The organism is Photobacterium minamisatsumaniensis (genome assembly GCF_050336695.1).
Taxonomy (GTDB): Bacteria; Pseudomonadota; Gammaproteobacteria; order Enterobacterales; family Vibrionaceae; genus Photobacterium; species Photobacterium minamisatsumaniensis.
This window is the reverse complement of the sequence record NZ_JAKJSI010000025.1, coordinates 83,207-101,452: the sequence shown is the minus strand read 5'-3', so window position 1 is coordinate 101,452 and position 18,246 is coordinate 83,207. Positions and strand designations below refer to the sequence as shown.

Here is an 18,246-nt window from a genome sequence, read left to right as displayed (position 1 = left end):
TCAAAGCTACGTGGCGTTACTAAAAAGCTACAACAATTAGCCACTCTGAATTTTTATTTAATGTAATTATTACAATTTCTTGTCAAGCCCCCGCTTATGAAGGTATAAATACCCTAATGACTGTTTATTTTTACCTGCATGGATGATGACAATGTTTGAAAAAATTTCTGCTGCTCCCGCCGATCCAATTCTTGGTCTAACTGAAGAATTCAAAAGTGATACCCGCCCTGAGAAAATTAACCTTGGTGTTGGTATTTATAAAAATGAAGCAGGTAATACGCCAGTACTTGCAACCGTTAAAAAAGCGGAAGCAATCTTACTGGAAAAAGAAACGACCAAATCGTACCTGAGTATTCCGGGAACAGCCGAATATGGCCTAGCCGTGCAGCAACTTCTTTTTGGTGCTGATTCACCGATTATCTCATCTAAGCGCGCACTTACAGCACAAGCGCCGGGAGGTACTGGTGCACTGCGTCTAGCGGCAGAATTTATCAAGCGTCAACTAGGTGATGCGAAAGTTTGGATTAGTAACCCGACTTGGGCTAACCATAACGGTGTATTCGCTGCTGCAGGTCTAGAAACCGTGCAGTACAGCTACTACAACGCAGAAACGAAAGACATGGATTTTGATGCGGCTCTTGCAGATCTAGCCAAGGCTGCACCAGGCGATATCGTTTTGCTACATGGTTGCTGCCATAACCCAACAGGCATTGACCCTGTGGTAGAGCAATGGCAACAGCTTGCGACTCTATGTAAAGAGAAACAGCTGCTTCCCATGTTCGACTTTGCCTACCAAGGCTTTGCTTCAGGCGTTGAAGAAGATGCCCAAGGTCTGCGTATTTTCGCTGATCAGTGTGAAGAACTACTGATTGCGAGTTCGTTCTCAAAAAACTTTGGCTTATATAATGAACGTGTTGGTGCGTTTACCCTTGTGGCTAAATCAAACGAAGAAGGTGTAACAGCATTTAGCCAAGTAAAAAGCATTGCTCGCGTAATTTACTCTAATCCACCAGCGCATGGTGCAGCGGTTGTAACAGAGATCCTTAACGATGCCGCTTTACGTGCCGAGTGGGAACAAGAAGTCGCTGACATGCGTGACCGCATTCAAGAAATGCGTACCTTATTCGTACAAACACTAAAAGATCTTGGTGTTGATAAAGATTTCAGCTTCATTGAACGCCAAAACGGTATGTTCTCATTTTCTGGCCTAAATAAAGATCAAGTGACTCGCCTTAAAGAAGAGTTCGGTATTTATATTGTCGGCTCAGGCCGTATCAGTGTTGCAGGGATGACCAAGTCAAACATGCTTCCACTGTGTAAAGGCATTGCTGCGGTTCTTTAATCATAGCTAGAACGTAAGATACGCAAACGGACCCAAAGGGTCCGTTTTTAATTGGTACCAATCACGAGCATCCCAGCTTACCCGATTGATAACAAGCCAAATAACATATATAAAATCAGTCGCGTTTTTTCTTCCCCTGACGCTTTTTAGTATTTTTAACTTCTTCAGCCAGATTTATCGAGGGGCAGGACATTGCAAAAAAGCTCCCTCTCATACTGATGTTCTAACTGCTCGCGCCACGGTTTTTTCGATATAGGTACAAGATAAAATGCCTCTCGAGATGTGTCGGTGACAAATGCCATCCCATGCTGCATTAATTCATAGTGAATATCATTTACGAAACCTAACGAGAAACTTTGTCTGCCAGTTAGCTGATTAATATCGTCACGGGTCAGGCAGACCCCTTGATCATCTTCGGCAAAGCGATCGCGCAGCCAGTCAGAAAACTCTCTAGCACTTATCATTGTCATATATCGCCTCCGTGTTTTTACGTCCCTCAAAAACAGAATGTAATAAGCCTAATTAGAGTCCATTCTTAATAAGTTATAGCAGAAATGAGACATAACGGCAGATGAAAACAAGGCAAGTTCAATTTAGTCGGCGAAAGGTTCAATAATGAGACAGGTGATTTACCGCAGGAGGGGGAAGCATAGAATGAAAAAGAAGAAGCAAAAAAATCAAGTAATACCCGTTCCTGTTATGTAACAGGAACGGGTCTAACAAGCAATTAAAGCGCTTTGTAAAGCACCTTGTTACCTGCTAGCTGAATGCGCTCAACCAAGCCTTCTTCAGCCAGTTTTTTAAGCGCACCAGTTGCCCATGAAGCCGCTTTCGCATCTTCTTGGCCAGCTTGAAGACCAATACCTTTCGGATTAAGACCTTCAATATTCTTAACAACAATATCCAGCACTTGCTGCTGCTTTGGAGTTAAAGACACTTGAGCCGCAACAGGTGCTGCCGCTTCAACTGGCTTTTGCTCTTTAACAACAGGTTTCGCCGCTGGAGCAGCTTTTGCTGTTTCTGCAGTTGGTGCTTTTTTCACAGCAGTTTTTGCTGCTGGTTTTGCTTCAACTACAATGCCTTTAAGGCGTTTTTGCAGCTTAAGCTGAACGTTACGTTTGTGAGAGATTCTCATTAAATTTCCTACTCCGTTGCACTACTTTCAGTCACCACTATCTATCAAGTGGCCCGGTGGGACTACCCGACATTTCCAGCGGGAAAAAGTAAGCGCGTGTTATACCAAGGATGTCAGAGAAATGCCAGCAAACGGTTATTTAAGCTGCAACAAAAGATGACTTTACTCAAAAACAGGCGAAAAAGTCGCATTTTCACACCTTTTCATTGGCTATAAAAAGTACTGAAAAATAACAAACTTCCGCTATTATGAAGCTAACGTACATAAAAAAACCAAATGCATACAAGGGCATATAAACAACTTACAAAAGCCATCCTGTGGCTTATTCATATCCAAGAGAAGTTCATTAGACGTAAAAATATAACTAATCCTATAAGAGTCCTTCTTCGTACAATGGTAAAGACGCAAGCTTGATTCATACTATGATTATGAACACTGAATTAAAAACACAGTATATTCGGCCAACACATATCCCCAACGGCCAATACCTTTGCCTTCTAGGGCTTATTGGTATTCTTCTGACCGCTATTCTTAGTTTTTCTCTACCGGGTATTGCGCCTGCTGCGATTATACTATTATTGATATCTGCGTCGATGCTTGCCTTAATCGGGTATGCCTCTTACCAAGATGCCGCACTTTCTTTCACTCTGACGTTTATGCACATCCAGTTTCACTCTCCTAATGGAGGCTGGACAACACGCTGGACTAACATTGAACAAATCGCACAAGCGACTATCGAGCAAGATGGCTGGCACCAGCCAATACCATGGGTTGGTATCAAACTAAAAGATTATGAAGGCTTTATTGAAGATATTTGCCCAAGAGTGGCCAGCAAATTGCTGATTGAACAACGGCCTTTATTGGTTATGGCACATAAGCGCTCAAGCAATACTAATGAGCAACTGGAAGATATTCTGTTTGATGACAACCGTACTACATTAGCTTCAGGAAAAACATTCAAAGGGCTACAGGCCATGCTGGCGAATCGGATGCGCTATAACCGTGCCTACCTAGGTTATGATTTTTTTATTTCTGAAGATGTGCTTGATCGTCCAGCCGCTGATTTTGCAGGGCTTGCACGACGATATTTAGCAGCCTTATAGTGAGCTTTGCCAATTATAAGGAAGCGCTACATTATGATTGCAATCGCAAAACGAAAAAACCCTCACATCAGTGAGGGGTTTCGGTAGAAAAGATAGACATGTATGCTAGCGGTATACTCAGACTTGCTAGACATTACACCAATTCAGTTGTGAGCGTTCCGTCAATATTGTCTATGTCGCCACTCATAATATCCGCAACAAATTGAGCCCGAGCGCCGAGAATGATCTGCAGCCCGTTCGAGCCTACATGTATTACACCCATAGCACCTAGTGCTTTAATCCCATCGTCATCGACGAGTGAGAGGTCTTTGATTTGCAAGCGTAATCTCGTAATGCAAGCACCAACAGTCACAATATTCGGTTTGCCACCAATAAGGCCAGTGATCTCACGAGCGAGCTCCTCATTATCTAGAGTGATTGCTTTGCTTTCAGTGCTGTCACGCCCCACGGTTTTCAGGTCGAACCGACGAATCGTAAAACGGAACACACCATAGTAAATAACCGCCATTGCAGGCCCCCAGATAAACAGGTTGACCCAATTTGTTTTGAAACCATCCATTGCTGGTAACACACCGAAAGAAACAAAGTCGATAATACCGGCAGAGAAGGTTTTACCTATATGTATATCCAACGCATAAGTCACAGCATAAGAAATACCCGCCATGATAGCTGAGAATATATAAAGTACCGGTGCAACAAAAATAAACGCAAACTCAACGGGTTCTGTTATTCCAGTAACAAAGGAAGTCAGTGCTGCAGAGCCTAAAATACCAGCAGCAATCTTCTTATTTCTATCTTTTGCTTCGTGATACATTGCTAAGCACGCTGCAGGGAAAGCAAACATATAGATAGCAAAATTACCTGATAGAAACTTACCCGCATTTTGATACTCTGGAGTTGAAAAACTAGTTACACCGTCTTCCAGCATCTTAAACCAGATTGTATGATCACCATTGACGACAGTACCTGCTGCAGTTGTATATTCACCAAAAGAGAACCAATAAGGGCTGTAAAAAATATGATGTAACCCCACCGGAATTAAAGCTCGTTCCATGAAACCATAAATAAACGTCGATAAATACATGTTTCCGCTATTTGCCATATGTGAAAGTGCATCAATTCCAGATTGTATATATGACCAAATATAAGGAAGTATCAAACCTATAATAAATGCAGAGAATGCAGTTACAATTGGTACAAACCGTTTACCCGCAAAGAAACCCAGGAATTCGGGTAATTGGGTATCGAAGAATCGCTTATACATCGTTGCAGCGAGGATACCAGCAATCAAGCCACCAAATACGCCAGTTTGTAGAGTCGGAATCCCCATAACCATAGCATAACGTCCACCACTCATTGCCATTTCAGGCGTAATGCCTAATGCGACTCCCATCGTTCCATTCATTACGACCATAGCAACAATTGCTGCTAAAGCTGCGATTCCAGATTCTTTTGTTAGTCCCACCGCAGCACCAACAGCAAAAAGTAATGCCAAATTATCGAAAATTACGCCGCCGGCACGAAGCATCAATGGAATATCCAATTTTGCACCAAACGCAAGTAATAAACCTGCTGCGGGTAATATCGAAATAGGTAGCATGAGCGCTTTCCCTATTAAAGAAAGCTGGGATAAAGCGTTTTTAATTTTATTAACCATAATCATATCCTTGATGAGGGTTTTACATACCATCAAATAATACCGATTAAAGCTTTGGTGAAGGTTACAAATAGCAATCAGTTTGTAACTATGAGCTTACAAACTTCACGATGATAATCAAAAAACAATAAAAGCAATCGTACAGGCGTACTCACCAGATTAAGAATTTATTATTAAAGTTAACATTCCAAAAATATAAAAAGCCAGCTTAAACAAGCTGACTTAAATACACACGTGGGTTAATTTTGTTGGTGAAATGTAAGTTGCTCTTAATAAACCACTTACATTTCCCAACTAACGCATTTTTTCAACATTAATCGCATTCAAATGACTGACAATAGTAGTAGCTGATACTGAGGAGTCCAAAAAGTAATGATATAGCTCTTTAGATACCGCATTTTGAATCGTTGGGTTTACTGCCATAGAATCAATAAAACTAGGTATGGCTGTACCTGACTCACTAGCTTGATTAAAATCTTTGAACGATCGTTGCTGACATCTATTTAACTCATCAACTGAGACATTATGTAGTGCAGGAATCGAGCCCTTTTTTCGGCTAAACTCAATAAGAAAATTTGGTGATGAAAGAGTGGCGGCAATCATTGAAATATCGACTTCTCTGTTCCCAGCAGTTTTAAAGAAGGCCAAGCTATCGATATTGTATATATACCCATTTCCCGTTGATGGGAACGGTGCACACTCTATAAAATCAGGTAGTCCACCATACTGGTGAATCATTTCTCCTAAAGCCCAATCACCTGTTAATTGAAACGCATACTCCCCGTCTAATAATGCATCGGTTGCCTGATTCCAGGTCAACTTAGGTAAGCGATTACCAACAATAGTTGCAATCTCTCGAAATCGCTTCAATGATTCAGCTGTTTCTTTGCTATTCAATGCGAGTGGTTCAAGGTCAACAAAAGCGCGGCGATAATAATCGGCGCCACCGACGCCGTAGGCGATATTCTCGAAAATTTGAACAATTTGCCACGGTTCATCCCCAATCGCCAATGGCTTTACTCCTTTGTTTTTTAATGCCATAAAAGCGTTTAATAACGCCTCCCAATTTGTAGGCAAAGGAATACCGTGTGCATCAAGAAGCTTTTTATTCGCCCACATCCAGTTCAATCGATGTATATTTATCGGGATGGCAACATATACGCCTTTATATTTATGTATAGATTGGATTTCTGGATATAACGTTGAATCCCAGCGATACTGCGCTGCAGGAATGTCGAGTTCATGAAGAAAACCCAACGCAGCCCAAGACTGAATAGATGGCCCTTCCATTTGCGCAATATCTGGAGGTGTGCCAGCTATCGCCTTGGCTTGTAATATTGTCTTTGCAGGAGCCCCTCCACCGCCTACGATAGGTTCGCTTTTAAGCGTCTCAGGTATATCATCAAATACCTTTTCAACCACTGAAAATGCAGCCTCTTCACCACTGGATGTCCACCAATGCAGTAATTCAACGGTCTGATTACTAAAGGCAGGTTTCATCAAAAATACCGCTGCAAAATACAGCCAAATTTTCATAACAAATTCACCAGTGTCATTCTCACTGTAAGGCCGCTATCGAGACCACTTTCCAATTGAATATCCCCTCCATGCGCACGTGCGATACTGCGAGAAATAGAGAGTCCTAAACCGGACCCATCCACCTGTTCGTTCGCCGCTCTAAAATAGGGGGCGAAGACTTTTTCAAGTAAACCCTCTTCAATCCCAGGTCCTGAATCTTGAATAACAATTAGGATGCTGCCTTCGTTAGATTTAACATCTACACTGACAAAATCACCGTACTTCACTCCGTTATCAACTAAGTTGAACACACAACGTTTAATCGCTAGAGGTTTGCCATAAAGTTTGATTTGAGGTGCCACCGATAATGCAACTCGGTGGGAGTCTTTGTTGTACACTGCTGCACACTGCTCAAACAAGTCATTGATATCAATCCACGCTAATTCTTCGTGTATATCGTTATCTTTCATACATTGCAAAGCGCCATTGAGCATCATTTCAATTTCACTTAATAACTTAGCAAATCGTAAACGAGTAGATTCATCATCCAACATTTCTGTCCTTAGCTTCAAGCAAGCTAACGGTGTTTTAATATCGTGAGAAATCGCATTAAAGAAGGTATCCCTATCCCGTAAGTAAGCTTTTATACGACGGTTCATTTTATTGAAAGCATGAATCGCCGCTCGAGTTTCACTGCTCCCCTCTTCCTTTATTTCCTCTATTTGCATTTGTGCCCCCATTAACGTTGCAGAGCGCGCTAATGAGCGAAACGGGCGTACTTCTTTTTGAACCAAAATATAAGACACACCAACAAGTAATACGGTGGCGATCATTAAAAATACAAGTTGACGCCCATCGATAAAGGTTTCAGTCAACGAGCTGTATGAGAGCGGTAGTACGGTAGCTAAATAAAGCCACTCACCTTGTGCAAGCCGAACTTGTACCACCGCAATTGGTAGCTCAAGTTCACCAAGCACCAAACTATAATCCTTCCATAAAGCAGGGAGCTCTTTGAGCTTTATTCCTGAGTTAAAAAGTAATAAGTCATCTCTATGTGTGAGTGTAAAAACAATATCATGTTCAGCAGCGTTGAGTTTTTCTCTGAGGAGCAGCATTGAACGTTGTTCTAGTTCAGGAACTAAAGAGTGATTAACAAGTGAAGGGATTTCAAGTGAACGATTATTGATTGAAATAAAGAAGCGGGTACCTCCTACATTTCGCAACTGTTCTAACACTAAGTACCTATAATTTACAGGAAGATCGGAGAAATAATCAATTGTCTCAAAAGCCGCAGAGGTAATCGCTGACATCGCTTGCCATGCCGAATCTCGCTTTGACGCAGATGTAGTTGTAAACCAAACAATCCCCGCAAACACCTCGGCAACGATTATAACAGCGAGCATGGAAAGCGTAATACGTGCCACCATGGACTGTAAAAAGCTTTTATGGCTCATGCTCGTCCGTAAGAATTAGCATTAATTGCAAGCATATAGCCACGGTTGCGAACTGTAATTATCGTGGTTCTATCATCATCTCTAAGCTGCCTTCTTAGTCGGCTAATTTGAACATCAATACCACGCTCTAATGGCTCTGCATCCCTTCCCCATAGCGTTTGGGATATATCATTACGGCTTAACAACTGATTGGGAGAGTCTAACATTAAGCTAAGCACGGAATAATCGGCGCCAGATAAAGAAACGATCTCTCCATCATCATTCCGTAACTGCCTCTTCAACGTGTCAAATGTCCAGTCAAGAAAACGGACTTTATGATCAGTTTGGCTATCACTGTAACGGCTTCGGCGTAATAATGCTTTAATACGAGCTAATAGTTCACGTGGATTAAATGACTTTGTAATGTAATCATCGGCACCAATTTCAAGACCGGCAATTCGATCAGCATCATCGGTGACAGCTGTTAACATAATGATAGGGACTTGGGAGTTATGTCTCAACTTTTGACAAAGCGTTAAGCCATCATCTCCAGGGAGCATAATATCTAGAATAATTAGATCGGGTAAAATATGATCCAATTTTTTCCACATTTCTTCACCATCATGAGCAGTGTGAACGTGGAAACTTGAGCGTTCAAGGTACTCACTCAGTGCGTCAAGGATCTCCTGACTATCATCGACCACTAAGATAGTCTTATTTTCCATGGTCACCTCGATAAGAATAATTATCCGATCTACTGTGACTAAATAGTGATTAAGAAACAAGAGCTATACCGATAATTTGTGCGCAATCCCCCTAATGTAAAAAAACTCTTACATTACAATAATAAACAAAACCTAATATTCAAAACCAGAGACACGCATGCGACGATTGCTCGTCGATCATTGGCAAAACACAACAACCAAGTATGATTGTAGGAATCAAGAACGAGTGCCACAAAGGACACTCGTTTTTGCGCTATAACCGCGGATCTTACTTTATTTGGGGATATGCCTAATACAGTGGCATTTCGTCAGCAACAAATGGATTTGATACTCGCTCATGACCAAATGTCGACATTGGACCATGACCAGGTACAAAGGTGGTCTCATCACCTAATGACCATAGTTTGCCTTTTATCGACTCAATCAAAGTCTGGTGATCGCCTTTAGGGAAGTCTGTACGACCAATACCACCTTTGAATAGCACATCACCAACAAACGCTATTTTAGCTTGGGCGTTATGCAAAACAACGTGGCCAGGCGTATGCCCTGGAGTGTGAAGTACAGCCAACGATTGGTTGCCAACCTGTACCGTATCACCTTCATCAAGCCACTGATCAGGGTCAAACGCCTCTGTCATAGGAAAGCCAAACATTTCACTTTGACGCGGTAAGCCTTGTAGCCAAAACGCATCGTCCTTATGTGGGCCAATAACAGGGACTCCCAACTCTTTTGCCAATGGTTCAGTGCCACCAACATGGTCTAGGTGACCATGCGTTAAAATTAACTTAGTAACTGTTAACCCCAACTGTTGTACCTTCGCTTTTAGTAGGTGAATGTCGCCACCGGGATCGACCATTGCGGCTTCTTTTGTTTCATCACACCAGATAATGGAGCAGTTTTGTTGGAATGGGGTAACAGGCACAATTTCAAACTGAAGGCTCATTTACATTTTCCTAGCAATTACATGACTTGCCGCAGGATACCACAAGGCCATGTTCAAATGCCAAATACAGCAAAGCCGACAACCACCAAGAGAGGGAGGTAGTGTCGGCTTTGTAATTATTCATGTTACTCGCCAGTAAAATTACCAGCGGCGGACAGGCCCGGTATCGATATGAACGAAACCGCTTCTAGGGTAATACCCTACCCCGCCTAATCGTTGCTCTAAAGCTGCATTACGAATACGAGACAAAGACACCCCTTCTAAGCTGAAGTCGATGGCCTGCCCTTTCATATGGTAGCTCTTGGTTGCAACACCGCCATTTTTTTGTAGCGCTTTGTTCGTTGCAGGTGACCTGTACCCTGAAATAACCCGTACTTGCCCTGTATGGCCCAAGCTTGATTGAATGCGAGTAATTGCATCAAACAGGCGACGATCCATGTTAGCGACTTCGTTTCGACGGAAGTCTCGGCAGATATGGTTAATCTTTTGCAACTCTTCCTTAAGGTAGTAAGTCCCGTCGAAGTATTCACTATCAAGCTCTTCGCGAGTGTGAATGTTGCATAACGAAATCTTACGGATGCTTCTTGCTTTATATGGGCTAGCGAGTGCGATTCCCGGCACTAGGCTAGCCGCCATTGTTAGCCCGCCAGCAACAAGCAGCTGACGACGCGTGTAATCAATTCCAGACATAACTAAACGAACACCACTTTCTTGTACTCTCTGCGCATTCCTCAACAAGCGAAGCGGTATACCCAAACACAAGAGGGAAGATAACGTTCAGTATTTATTCAGTCAAACCCCAATTGGACAAAAAAGTGACGGAAAATGGCGCATTTAATGTCTAATTATTGACTACAAAGCATTTTATTCATTGTAAATTGTTGTAAATAATTCTTGGTTTTGAGACGACACAACAAATTTGTCATAGTCGTAGACATCATTGCGGTAATTAACGATACCTTGTTCATCTACCCAAGCCGTCTGATAAATCACATACACCTTAACGTTGGTTTGTAAGCCCACTGTCTTTGTTTTCGTACGCGACTTAAGCTGGTTTACCCGCCCCTCAGAGACACCCGAGTGATTGAGCAGGATCATCGCAAGATTTTCAGCTTGCTCTACACGGACACAACCCGAGCTAAATGCCCTCGCATCCTTGTTAAATAGACTCTTTGCCGGGGTATCATGCAGATAAATAGCATTGTCATTAGGGATATTGAATTTAAAGCGACCTAACGCATTCTTTTTACCCGGTTTTTGACGTAAACGATATGGAAAAGATTTAGCGTTCACAATGCGCCAATCAATAGTATGAATCGGAATTTGCTCAGAGCTAGTCCAGCTCCGGATCACCGCGTAATCATTACGATACAAATAGCCCCTATCTCTCTGCGCCTTCGGTAGGATATCTTTACGCATAATTGACATTGGGACGTTCCAATAAGGGTTAAACACCACGGAAGAGACTTTTGATGTCATCAGTGGGGTACGACGACTCGGCCGTCCCACTATGACTTTGCTGTCCATAATATGCTTATTGTCTAACCATAGGCTCATTTCAAAATTGGGAATATTCACAATCAAGACGGAGCTTGACGTATCTGACCATAAGCGAGTGCGCTCTGCATTTAGGGCTAAAACACGCACGCGAGATTGAGGAGATAATGCCAACCAGTAGCGTGTCTGTGGGCCAATTACACCGTCAGGTTTTAAGCCATGCCGTAACTGAAAGCTTTTGACCGCGTTCGCTAAATCGATATTGTACGTTCTTACACCCGCAGCCCGAATTTGGTCAGCTTCAAAATCTCGCAAATCACCTTGGCTCTCAAGAATGGTTATCAACCCTTCGGGATTTATTAAACGAGTGCCTAAACGGACCATACCCGACTGATAAAACCCTGGCCATGCCGATTGTGCAGCCTGCTTTTGCTGTTCAATCGCATGGAGTAACTGGCTGTAGCTATCACCCGCGGGCTTCATCGCACTGATAAAATACCTTAAACGCTCTGATTCAATGGCTTTGAACAAATGAGCAATATAAGTATCTGAGGGGAGTGACAGCCTGTTATCAACGCCTGCACCAAATAACCAGCCACGCCCGTGTGTAGGCATGCCTTCAACATAGCTCATATACGCAAATAGCGTATCGGACGCAAGCAAGTCGTATTGCCGCCAATCATTACTTTGTTTGTAACTTTTCAGTAGCCTATATCGATTCGAAAAATCACTACTCACGCCAGAAAGCGCAATAATACGGAGCTGCTCTTCAAATTCTGAGGCCGTAAAAGTATCTTGCCAAAGGGGAACAAAACCAATGGCATGATAGAGTTCAGCAAGTTTATCGACATAGCGTATCGCCACAATGTTATTGGCCACCTCGTGAACCCATTGTTGTGCTTTTCTGCTCTGAATAATATCTTCAGAAAATCGTTGTTCTATCTCTGCTTGAGCAGATAGTGGCTGTACCGGTTGAAACTCTTCAGCCAAAAGTGTCTGAGAACAAGCAACTATTAGAACAAGGCCAATCCGACTAAGCTTTGTCATCGCCAACTGACTCCTCATCACCATTCTTTTAATTATGGCAAATACAATAAATGACGAGTTAAATTTAGCCTTCAACGTCAGTCAGCAATGTTTCAATTATTCGAAAATCAACTGGATTTCTTATTTGTCCCCACAATATGCCAATGATTATCCCACATGATAGGGCTTTGGAAGGTCACACTGGTCGCTGGTGGACTCACTGACGCAATTTTTCCTGAGCCGGAACCCACTCGCCATGCCCCGTTCAAGACACCAACTCCAGATGCATCTATCAAGGGGTTTAGCGCCACTAATTCCTTTGAGGCCTCATTCCAAATACCGTAGCAGTTTCCCCTTGGAGACGTTGCAAGCAAATAGCCATCGAGACTGGCAATACTTGCAATATAGTGATTAAAGCGCTGCCACTCTTCATCTTCTGCGACCAAACTATTAAGTGGCCCACCTCGACGGTGTAAAGCCACCAGCGGTACGGCATCTTCAGGTTCGCCACGGTATTGCTGGCCGCAAGCAATGTCTCCTGACTCGGTCACACTAAGGTGGCGAATACTCAACCGTTTATCTGCCAACTCAGCCTGATCGACCAACTCACCGGTATGGCGGTTAATGTAAACCAATGCGGGCTGCATTGTATCTAAGTTCAGCGGTGTTCTACCCTGCGTATGCACACCTCCAACACCGATAGCAAGTGTATCTTGATCCGCGAGAACAACCTCATGAGGACCAATACCAAAACCCGTAAATTCAGCGACTTTAATTAGCTTAGGCTGTGTCGAGGCCTCGTGGTTTAGCGCATATACCCCGATAACACCTTCGCTAGTGTGTGCTTTTCCTTCTGTAGCATAAAGCCATTGCCCATCAGGTGAAAATACACCGTGCCCATAATAGTGTCTGTCCTGATCGGCTTGTTTTAAAGGCCAACGTTCACCAGTACGATAGTCAAAAACTTGCAAATAACGGCCAGGACGGCGACTGAATGCCGCCGCTAACGTGCCATTCGGCTGAATAGCAACCCCGTGGCCTCGCGCAGGTAAGTTCAGCTGATAAATTGGCATTCCATTGGGCTTAGCAACAACAACGTCAAACTGCCCGTTTGGCTGACGGCTACAGCCAATAATAGCTTCCCTACTATTGGCAACGTTCGGTTTATCAGAAGCATTAATAACTGGAAGGGGCTGACTACAACCACTCAGAACACTGGCAAACGGGGAAAGTACAATTCCGCCCAGAGCACCTTGTAACAACTTCCGCCTTGTTTGATCAGTCACCATCGGTTGCATTGAACCCCACAACAATTCCTAGCTCTGGTGCAACGTCATCTTGCAGTGCAATTTGGATGTACTCTAAGCTATTTGATATCTTCAAGAGTGAGCGATACCCCTCTCGTGTTGTTAACATCTCCCCCATACTTGGCTCTGTCGGCCAACTGTCTAGCAATGTTTGAAACCTCAGTGCTATTCGGTCTGCAGTACTAAAGTGCTCTTTACTTCTTAATAACGCATCAAGACCTTTTCCCTCTGCAATATAGAGCTGTTGCATTGCCTCAACACTGAATTTTAAGTTTGCTAATGACGTACCTGAACGCCAAGACTCAGCTTGGTAAGGCTTTGGGAAACCGGGTTTACCCAGAGGACGCGTCAATTTTTTCATACTGTAATCAAGCTGATTACTTAACGCGCCTAAGTATTCAACTAATGCCAATTGAGGCGTCAGTTGTTGCCAAGGGTTAGATTGCCACGCAGCCTCCAGTTGGATTGCGTTTTGGGTAATACGCTGCCCAACCGCTATTGCTAACTCACACCCCTTTGGTTGTTTTAGCAACTCTGAATGTTCGAATAAAAACCACTCTGCGGCTCCTAAACCCTGCACCGCCACACTCTGCTCACTTAGCAATGTTGCAGTCCATTGAACATCTTGCTCTAACAGTTGAGTCAATTTACGGCCCGTGGTGTTTTTCTTGTCTGGCCAAAACTGAATATCCCAGCTTAACGCCAGTGCATTCTCACTGCCTTTTTCTCGCCCTTGAAAAAACATCCAATGCTGCATTGCGCGTTGCCATGCTTGTTGTGCATCAATAAGTGCTGCATTGGAGTAATTACGGCATACCCTGTTAACACTCGCAGACAACTCGTTAGCAGCCTCTGAAAATGTTTCTGCAGCGACTGTATGTTGCTGATGAATGACTTTTGGAGTAGTTTCTGCATCTGATTGACACCCCCCGATAATTGTCGTCACTATCGCCAGCACGGCTAACCTCAATGTTTGCTTCATACATAATCCCTTAAAGTGAGCCAAGGAAGGCAATTAGGGCATCACGGTTATCTTTCGACAATGCCAATACTTTGTCACGACTTGGTTGCGCTTCCCCACCATGCCATAGCACGGCTTCCATCACGGTTCTTGCCCGACCATCATGCAGCAGTGTTGTATGCCCGTTAACTTCTTTGGTATAACCCAGCCCCCATAACGGTGCGGTACGCCACTCACGACCGTTCGCTAAATATTCACCGCGATCATCGGCAAGCCCCTCTCCCATGTCATGTAACAACAAGTCTGTATAAGGGTTTATTAACTGTTCAGACAAGGCGGGAAGCGCTGTGTTAGCGGCTGTTTTCAATTGCGTTTGGTGGCAACTTTTGCAACCCACATCTTCAAATAACACTTCGCCTTTTTGTACTTGGGGATCATCAATATTGCGCCTTGCAGGCACAGCAAGGTGACGAGAATAAAACTCAACGAATGTCAGTACATTTTGACTCACTTCAATATCGCCACCATTGGGTAATTCCTGACAAATTGTTTGCATGCTGGTACAGTTTTCAACAGGAAATAGGTGGCTCGTTAAACCAAGATCGCCATTAAATGCGGCGGCATTCTGCTGCATCAGGTTTGGCTGGCCCGCTTTCCAGCCAAAACGCCCTGCCACCAATTTCTGCTGTTCAACATCCCAGACTTTATTTATTTTACCTGTGACGCCCTTGCCCTCAGTTAACTGATGACTCGCCATTTCTATCAACGTTTCTTCTGGAATTTGCTCTAATAAACCCAGCCCAATCATGGGTGGCGCCACGCGTGCCGACATCATGGCATCAGGGTGGATCGGGCCATAATTCAAGTCAGTTATCTTTAATGTTGGTTTGCGCAACATTACAACCTCGCCATCAGCGAAAGTTACAGCTAATTCTTGATAGGTTATCGCTATTTGCCCTTCTGGTTTTGCCCCAGAAAGCGCAAAGTCTTGCAACTGGCCGCCATAGATAGGATCAGGGATCACGCCATCCGTGATGATGGCGCGTTTTTGTTCGTCAGTTACCGCAGGAATACTCAAACGCACAAGCATCGAAACGGCATTGCTATCACCACTTTCAGGAGGATGGCCTCGGCCATCTTTAATGTGGCAATTCTGGCAACCATTGGTATTAAACAGAGGACCAAGGCCATCGCGCGCATCGGTCGTTGCAGGTGCTTGTACCCACGGATTGCGAAAGAAACTGTTTCCAACACTGAAATCTAAACGTTTTGATAGCGGTAAATTAGCAGCAGGCAAAGAAAATGCATTCGGGCCTGACTTTCTAACGGTCGTATTACCCCCTGACTTCATTATTTTTATTTGATCTGCTGATCGTTTTTTCTCTGGTTCAGAAGGGGTCGCAAAGGCATCAAATGTCAGTAATACCCACGAAATTAATAAAAAAGATGACGATAACTTCATAGCTCACATACTCGTTATAACGGCAAAAGGGCTCCTAGGAAAAAGCCTAATGAGCCCTTACTTCATGCATAGGCGAATACGATTTCACCTACGCAACTCGCCTATTTATTCTTCATTTAAAATAAAAGATTAAAACTGGTGATCAGCAGTGTCTGGATTAAGGTTACTCACCCCAAGAATACCGGCAGCTTTCTCGATACCTTCAGTTTGCTTAACCAGTGCAATAATGGCACCGTTCACTAAAGCGTGGCCTTCCTTGTTACCTGAAGCGATTAACTGATCAAATGACTGGTTATCTTTTTCAGCTGATTGCACCAAGGTATAGACTTGTGAGCGGGCCTGATCAAATTCGGCCTGAATGGCCATTGCAGCTTGCTTGTCTTTCTTTTCAACTAAATCATGAATGCTTGGGCCTGATAGCAACTCACCGTTTACACGCATGTAGTTGCCTGTATAAACGTTATAAATACCCTGCTCATTATAGTAATGGGAGTTATGGGTGTTATCAGAGAAGCAATCGTGCTCATCTTCTGTTGAATTAGCTTCTAGTGCCACCTTCATGCGCTCTCCCGCCAGTTCACCGAGCGATAGAGACCCCATTCCAAATAGCATTTTACGTAAACCATTATCGCTTGAATCAGCAAGCAATTCGGTTCGGTAATTAGTCGTTGAATTAGCAGACCACTGTTGCTCCATCCAACTCAAATCACGTTGAAGTAGTACCGACGTAGCTTTCAAATATTCACGCCGACGGTCACAGTTATCATTGGTACATGCTTCGCCATAAGCAAAATCCGTGTACGGCCGTTCGCCTGCCCCTTCTCCCGTGCCATTTAAATCTTGGCCCCAAAGTAAAAATTCAATCGCATGGTAACCCGTTGCAACATTCGCTTCAGAACCGCCAATTTCATTAAGATCAGCCAATAACTCAGGCGTTATCTTAGCAGCACTTACTTTACGGTTGCCGACTTGGATTGATTGACTGGCAACAATATTAGCCTGAGCCCCCTCATTGCCTAATTCATACTGATAGTCGTCAGCCACATAATCAATTAACCCCTCATCTAATGGCCACGCATTCAGTTGCCCTTCCCAATCATCAACGACAGCGTTGCCAAAACGGAAGACCTCAGATTGCTGGTAAGGCACTCGGGCTTGCTTCCATGCTTTTCGAGCCTTCTCTAGGCTGTCTTGCGAAGGTGAAGCAATAAGGGAATCAATGGCTTTATCAAGTGACTGCGCTGTGGCCAGAGAATCACTGTAGACCGCGTGAGCAATATCGGCATAGTGTTCAACCACATCACTTTTAGTGATCTCTGCATTGGCTGCAAGTGGCATCGTGAGTAATGAAGCCATAAAAAGATTAAGTGTAAAAGGTGTTTTCATTATTGTTTTCGTCCATGTGAAAGCTGTTTATAGATATAACTAAATAGAAATCTAAGTGATAATTATTTTTATTACATTTATGATATCCATAATTGTAACAACTTGTAAACCTGCCATTAGCGGTCATTATTAAAAGGACGACAAATGTCACATCGCGGGTTTGTGCAACATTCTGAAAACTAACACTTCCAACTTGTGCTCGTTTGTTGTAATTTCGCCGAACAATATTTCAGGAGAGTTTTATGGACAAGCATGACGAAGTCCTGATCGCCCTTCGACAGATCATCCGAGCCATCGACCTGCATTCGCGCAAGCTAAATAAGGTCGCGGGCTTAACGGGGCCACAATTAGTACTAATGCGTGCTATCCGAGATTCTGGTGAAGTGACTATCAGGCAACTTTCTAACAATACGAACATGAGCCAGGCAACAGCGACAACGATCCTTGACCGATTAGAGAAGCGCCAACTCGTTGTTCGTGAACGTAGCAAACTTGATAAACGAAAAGTGCACGCTTATTTAACAGAGGAAGGTAAGGAAGTGTTAGCAAAAGCACCACCACCTCTTCAAGAAGATTTTGTGGCACGCTTTCAAAAGTTAGAAGAATGGGAACAATCGTTGTTACTTTCTTCAGTGCAGCGTATATCTTCTATGATGAATGCCGAGCACCTTGAAGTCGCAGCGATGCTTGAAGTCGGTAGCATTACCCAGCAAGAAGCTGGTAACTAATGTTAAGTGGAGTACTCGTTATT

At 43.5% G+C, this 18,246-nt stretch carries 16 protein-coding genes; 3 read left to right on the top strand and 13 right to left on the bottom strand.

The features are described from left to right. The first annotated feature begins 151 nt into the window (after window positions 1-151). Window positions 152-1,342, top strand: a complete 1,191-nt coding sequence (locus L4D78_RS14265; RefSeq protein WP_428467537.1) for an amino acid aminotransferase — start codon at window positions 152-154, stop codon at window positions 1,340-1,342. A 164-nt stretch (window positions 1,343-1,506) separates the two neighbouring features. Here L4D78_RS14265 and L4D78_RS14260 read toward each other — a convergent pair whose 3' ends face one another. Further along, on the bottom strand, window positions 1,507-1,812 hold the full coding sequence (locus L4D78_RS14260) for a hypothetical protein (protein ID WP_428467536.1): 306 nt from the start codon (window positions 1,810-1,812) through the stop codon (window positions 1,507-1,509). Window positions 1,813-2,069: 257 nt separating this feature from the next. Then, entirely contained in the window at window positions 2,070-2,477 is a 408-nt protein-coding gene (locus tag L4D78_RS14255; RefSeq protein ID WP_428467535.1) for a MarR family transcriptional regulator, read from the bottom strand. A 428-nt stretch (window positions 2,478-2,905) separates the two neighbouring features. On the opposite strand from L4D78_RS14255, the gene L4D78_RS14250 reads away from it, so the two are divergent. Then, window positions 2,906-3,580 carry a DUF2982 domain-containing protein gene (locus L4D78_RS14250; protein ID WP_428467534.1) on the top strand — a complete coding sequence of 225 codons (675 nt, stop codon included), beginning with the start codon at window positions 2,906-2,908 and terminating at the stop codon, window positions 3,578-3,580. 133 nt (window positions 3,581-3,713) lie between these two features. Here L4D78_RS14250 and L4D78_RS14245 read toward each other — a convergent pair whose 3' ends face one another. From L4D78_RS14245 to L4D78_RS14195, 11 genes are all read right to left on the bottom strand, one after another. Then, window positions 3,714-5,237, bottom strand: a complete 1,524-nt coding sequence (locus L4D78_RS14245; RefSeq protein ID WP_428467533.1) for a PTS transporter subunit EIIC — start codon at window positions 5,235-5,237, stop codon at window positions 3,714-3,716. A gap of 294 nt (window positions 5,238-5,531) precedes the next feature. Continuing rightward, window positions 5,532-6,773, bottom strand: a complete 1,242-nt coding sequence (locus L4D78_RS14240; RefSeq protein ID WP_428467532.1) for an ABC transporter substrate-binding protein — start codon at window positions 6,771-6,773, stop codon at window positions 5,532-5,534. Continuing rightward, window positions 6,770-8,209: a sensor histidine kinase gene (locus L4D78_RS14235; RefSeq protein WP_428467531.1), complete on the bottom strand. Its 1,440-nt coding sequence runs from the start codon at window positions 8,207-8,209 to the stop codon at window positions 6,770-6,772. The genes L4D78_RS14240 and L4D78_RS14235 overlap by 4 nt, the downstream gene beginning before the upstream one ends. Beyond that, window positions 8,206-8,913, bottom strand: coding sequence for a response regulator (locus L4D78_RS14230; protein ID WP_428467530.1), 708 nt, complete (start codon window positions 8,911-8,913; stop codon window positions 8,206-8,208). The genes L4D78_RS14235 and L4D78_RS14230 overlap by 4 nt, the downstream gene beginning before the upstream one ends. A 289-nt stretch (window positions 8,914-9,202) precedes the next feature. Continuing rightward, window positions 9,203-9,856: an MBL fold metallo-hydrolase gene (locus L4D78_RS14225; protein WP_428457516.1), complete on the bottom strand. Its 654-nt coding sequence runs from the start codon at window positions 9,854-9,856 to the stop codon at window positions 9,203-9,205. 141 nt (window positions 9,857-9,997) lie between these two features. Further along, window positions 9,998-10,546 carry a peptidoglycan L,D-endopeptidase MepK gene (gene mepK / locus L4D78_RS14220; protein WP_428457515.1) on the bottom strand — a complete coding sequence of 183 codons (549 nt, stop codon included), beginning with the start codon at window positions 10,544-10,546 and terminating at the stop codon, window positions 9,998-10,000. A 174-nt stretch (window positions 10,547-10,720) separates the two neighbouring features. Beyond that, window positions 10,721-12,400, bottom strand: a complete 1,680-nt coding sequence (locus L4D78_RS14215) for a L,D-transpeptidase family protein (RefSeq protein WP_428467529.1) — start codon at window positions 12,398-12,400, stop codon at window positions 10,721-10,723. A gap of 107 nt (window positions 12,401-12,507) precedes the next feature. Beyond that, window positions 12,508-13,677, bottom strand: a complete 1,170-nt coding sequence (locus tag L4D78_RS14210; protein WP_428467528.1) for a DUF1513 domain-containing protein — start codon at window positions 13,675-13,677, stop codon at window positions 12,508-12,510. Then, window positions 13,658-14,668, bottom strand: coding sequence for an imelysin family protein (locus L4D78_RS14205; RefSeq protein ID WP_428467527.1), 1,011 nt, complete (start codon window positions 14,666-14,668; stop codon window positions 13,658-13,660). The genes L4D78_RS14210 and L4D78_RS14205 overlap by 20 nt, the downstream gene beginning before the upstream one ends. Before the next feature lie 10 nt (window positions 14,669-14,678). Continuing rightward, window positions 14,679-15,998, bottom strand: a complete 1,320-nt coding sequence (locus tag L4D78_RS14200; RefSeq protein WP_428467558.1) for a di-heme oxidoreductase family protein — start codon at window positions 15,996-15,998, stop codon at window positions 14,679-14,681. Between the two features lie 240 nt (window positions 15,999-16,238). Next, window positions 16,239-17,495 (bottom strand): imelysin family protein, encoded by a 1,257-nt coding sequence (locus tag L4D78_RS14195; protein ID WP_428467526.1) that lies wholly within the window; start codon window positions 17,493-17,495, stop codon window positions 16,239-16,241. Between the two features lie 242 nt (window positions 17,496-17,737). On the opposite strand from L4D78_RS14195, the gene L4D78_RS14190 reads away from it, so the two are divergent. Then, complete coding sequence (locus L4D78_RS14190; protein WP_428457511.1) at window positions 17,738-18,223, top strand: MarR family winged helix-turn-helix transcriptional regulator; 486 nt, start codon at window positions 17,738-17,740, stop codon at window positions 18,221-18,223. Window positions 18,224-18,246 lie beyond the last annotated feature (23 nt).

Bases quoted from the DNA above. Each gene is read 5' to 3' on its own strand.
- L4D78_RS14265 (WP_428467537.1), top strand. From the start codon at position 152: ATGTTTGAAAAAATTTCTGCTGCTCCCGCCGATCCAATTCTTGGTCTA.
- L4D78_RS14260 (WP_428467536.1), bottom strand. From the start codon at position 1,812: ATGACAATGATAAGTGCTAGAGAGTTTTCTGACTGGCTGCGCGATCGC.
- L4D78_RS14255 (WP_428467535.1), bottom strand. From the start codon at position 2,477: ATGAGAATCTCTCACAAACGTAACGTTCAGCTTAAGCTGCAAAAACGC.
- L4D78_RS14250 (WP_428467534.1), top strand. From the start codon at position 2,906: ATGAACACTGAATTAAAAACACAGTATATTCGGCCAACACATATCCCC.
- L4D78_RS14245 (WP_428467533.1), bottom strand. From the start codon at position 5,237: ATGGTTAATAAAATTAAAAACGCTTTATCCCAGCTTTCTTTAATAGGG.
- L4D78_RS14240 (WP_428467532.1), bottom strand. From the start codon at position 6,773: ATGAAAATTTGGCTGTATTTTGCAGCGGTATTTTTGATGAAACCTGCC.
- L4D78_RS14235 (WP_428467531.1), bottom strand. From the start codon at position 8,209: ATGAGCCATAAAAGCTTTTTACAGTCCATGGTGGCACGTATTACGCTT.
- L4D78_RS14230 (WP_428467530.1), bottom strand. From the start codon at position 8,913: ATGGAAAATAAGACTATCTTAGTGGTCGATGATAGTCAGGAGATCCTT.
- L4D78_RS14225 (WP_428457516.1), bottom strand. From the start codon at position 9,856: ATGAGCCTTCAGTTTGAAATTGTGCCTGTTACCCCATTCCAACAAAAC.
- mepK (WP_428457515.1), bottom strand. From the start codon at position 10,546: ATGTCTGGAATTGATTACACGCGTCGTCAGCTGCTTGTTGCTGGCGGG.
- L4D78_RS14215 (WP_428467529.1), bottom strand. From the start codon at position 12,400: ATGACAAAGCTTAGTCGGATTGGCCTTGTTCTAATAGTTGCTTGTTCT.
- L4D78_RS14210 (WP_428467528.1), bottom strand. From the start codon at position 13,677: ATGCAACCGATGGTGACTGATCAAACAAGGCGGAAGTTGTTACAAGGT.
- L4D78_RS14205 (WP_428467527.1), bottom strand. From the start codon at position 14,668: ATGAAGCAAACATTGAGGTTAGCCGTGCTGGCGATAGTGACGACAATT.
- L4D78_RS14200 (WP_428467558.1), bottom strand. From the start codon at position 15,998: ATGAAGTCAGGGGGTAATACGACCGTTAGAAAGTCAGGCCCGAATGCA.
- L4D78_RS14195 (WP_428467526.1), bottom strand. From the start codon at position 17,495: ATGAAAACACCTTTTACACTTAATCTTTTTATGGCTTCATTACTCACG.
- L4D78_RS14190 (WP_428457511.1), top strand. From the start codon at position 17,738: ATGGACAAGCATGACGAAGTCCTGATCGCCCTTCGACAGATCATCCGA.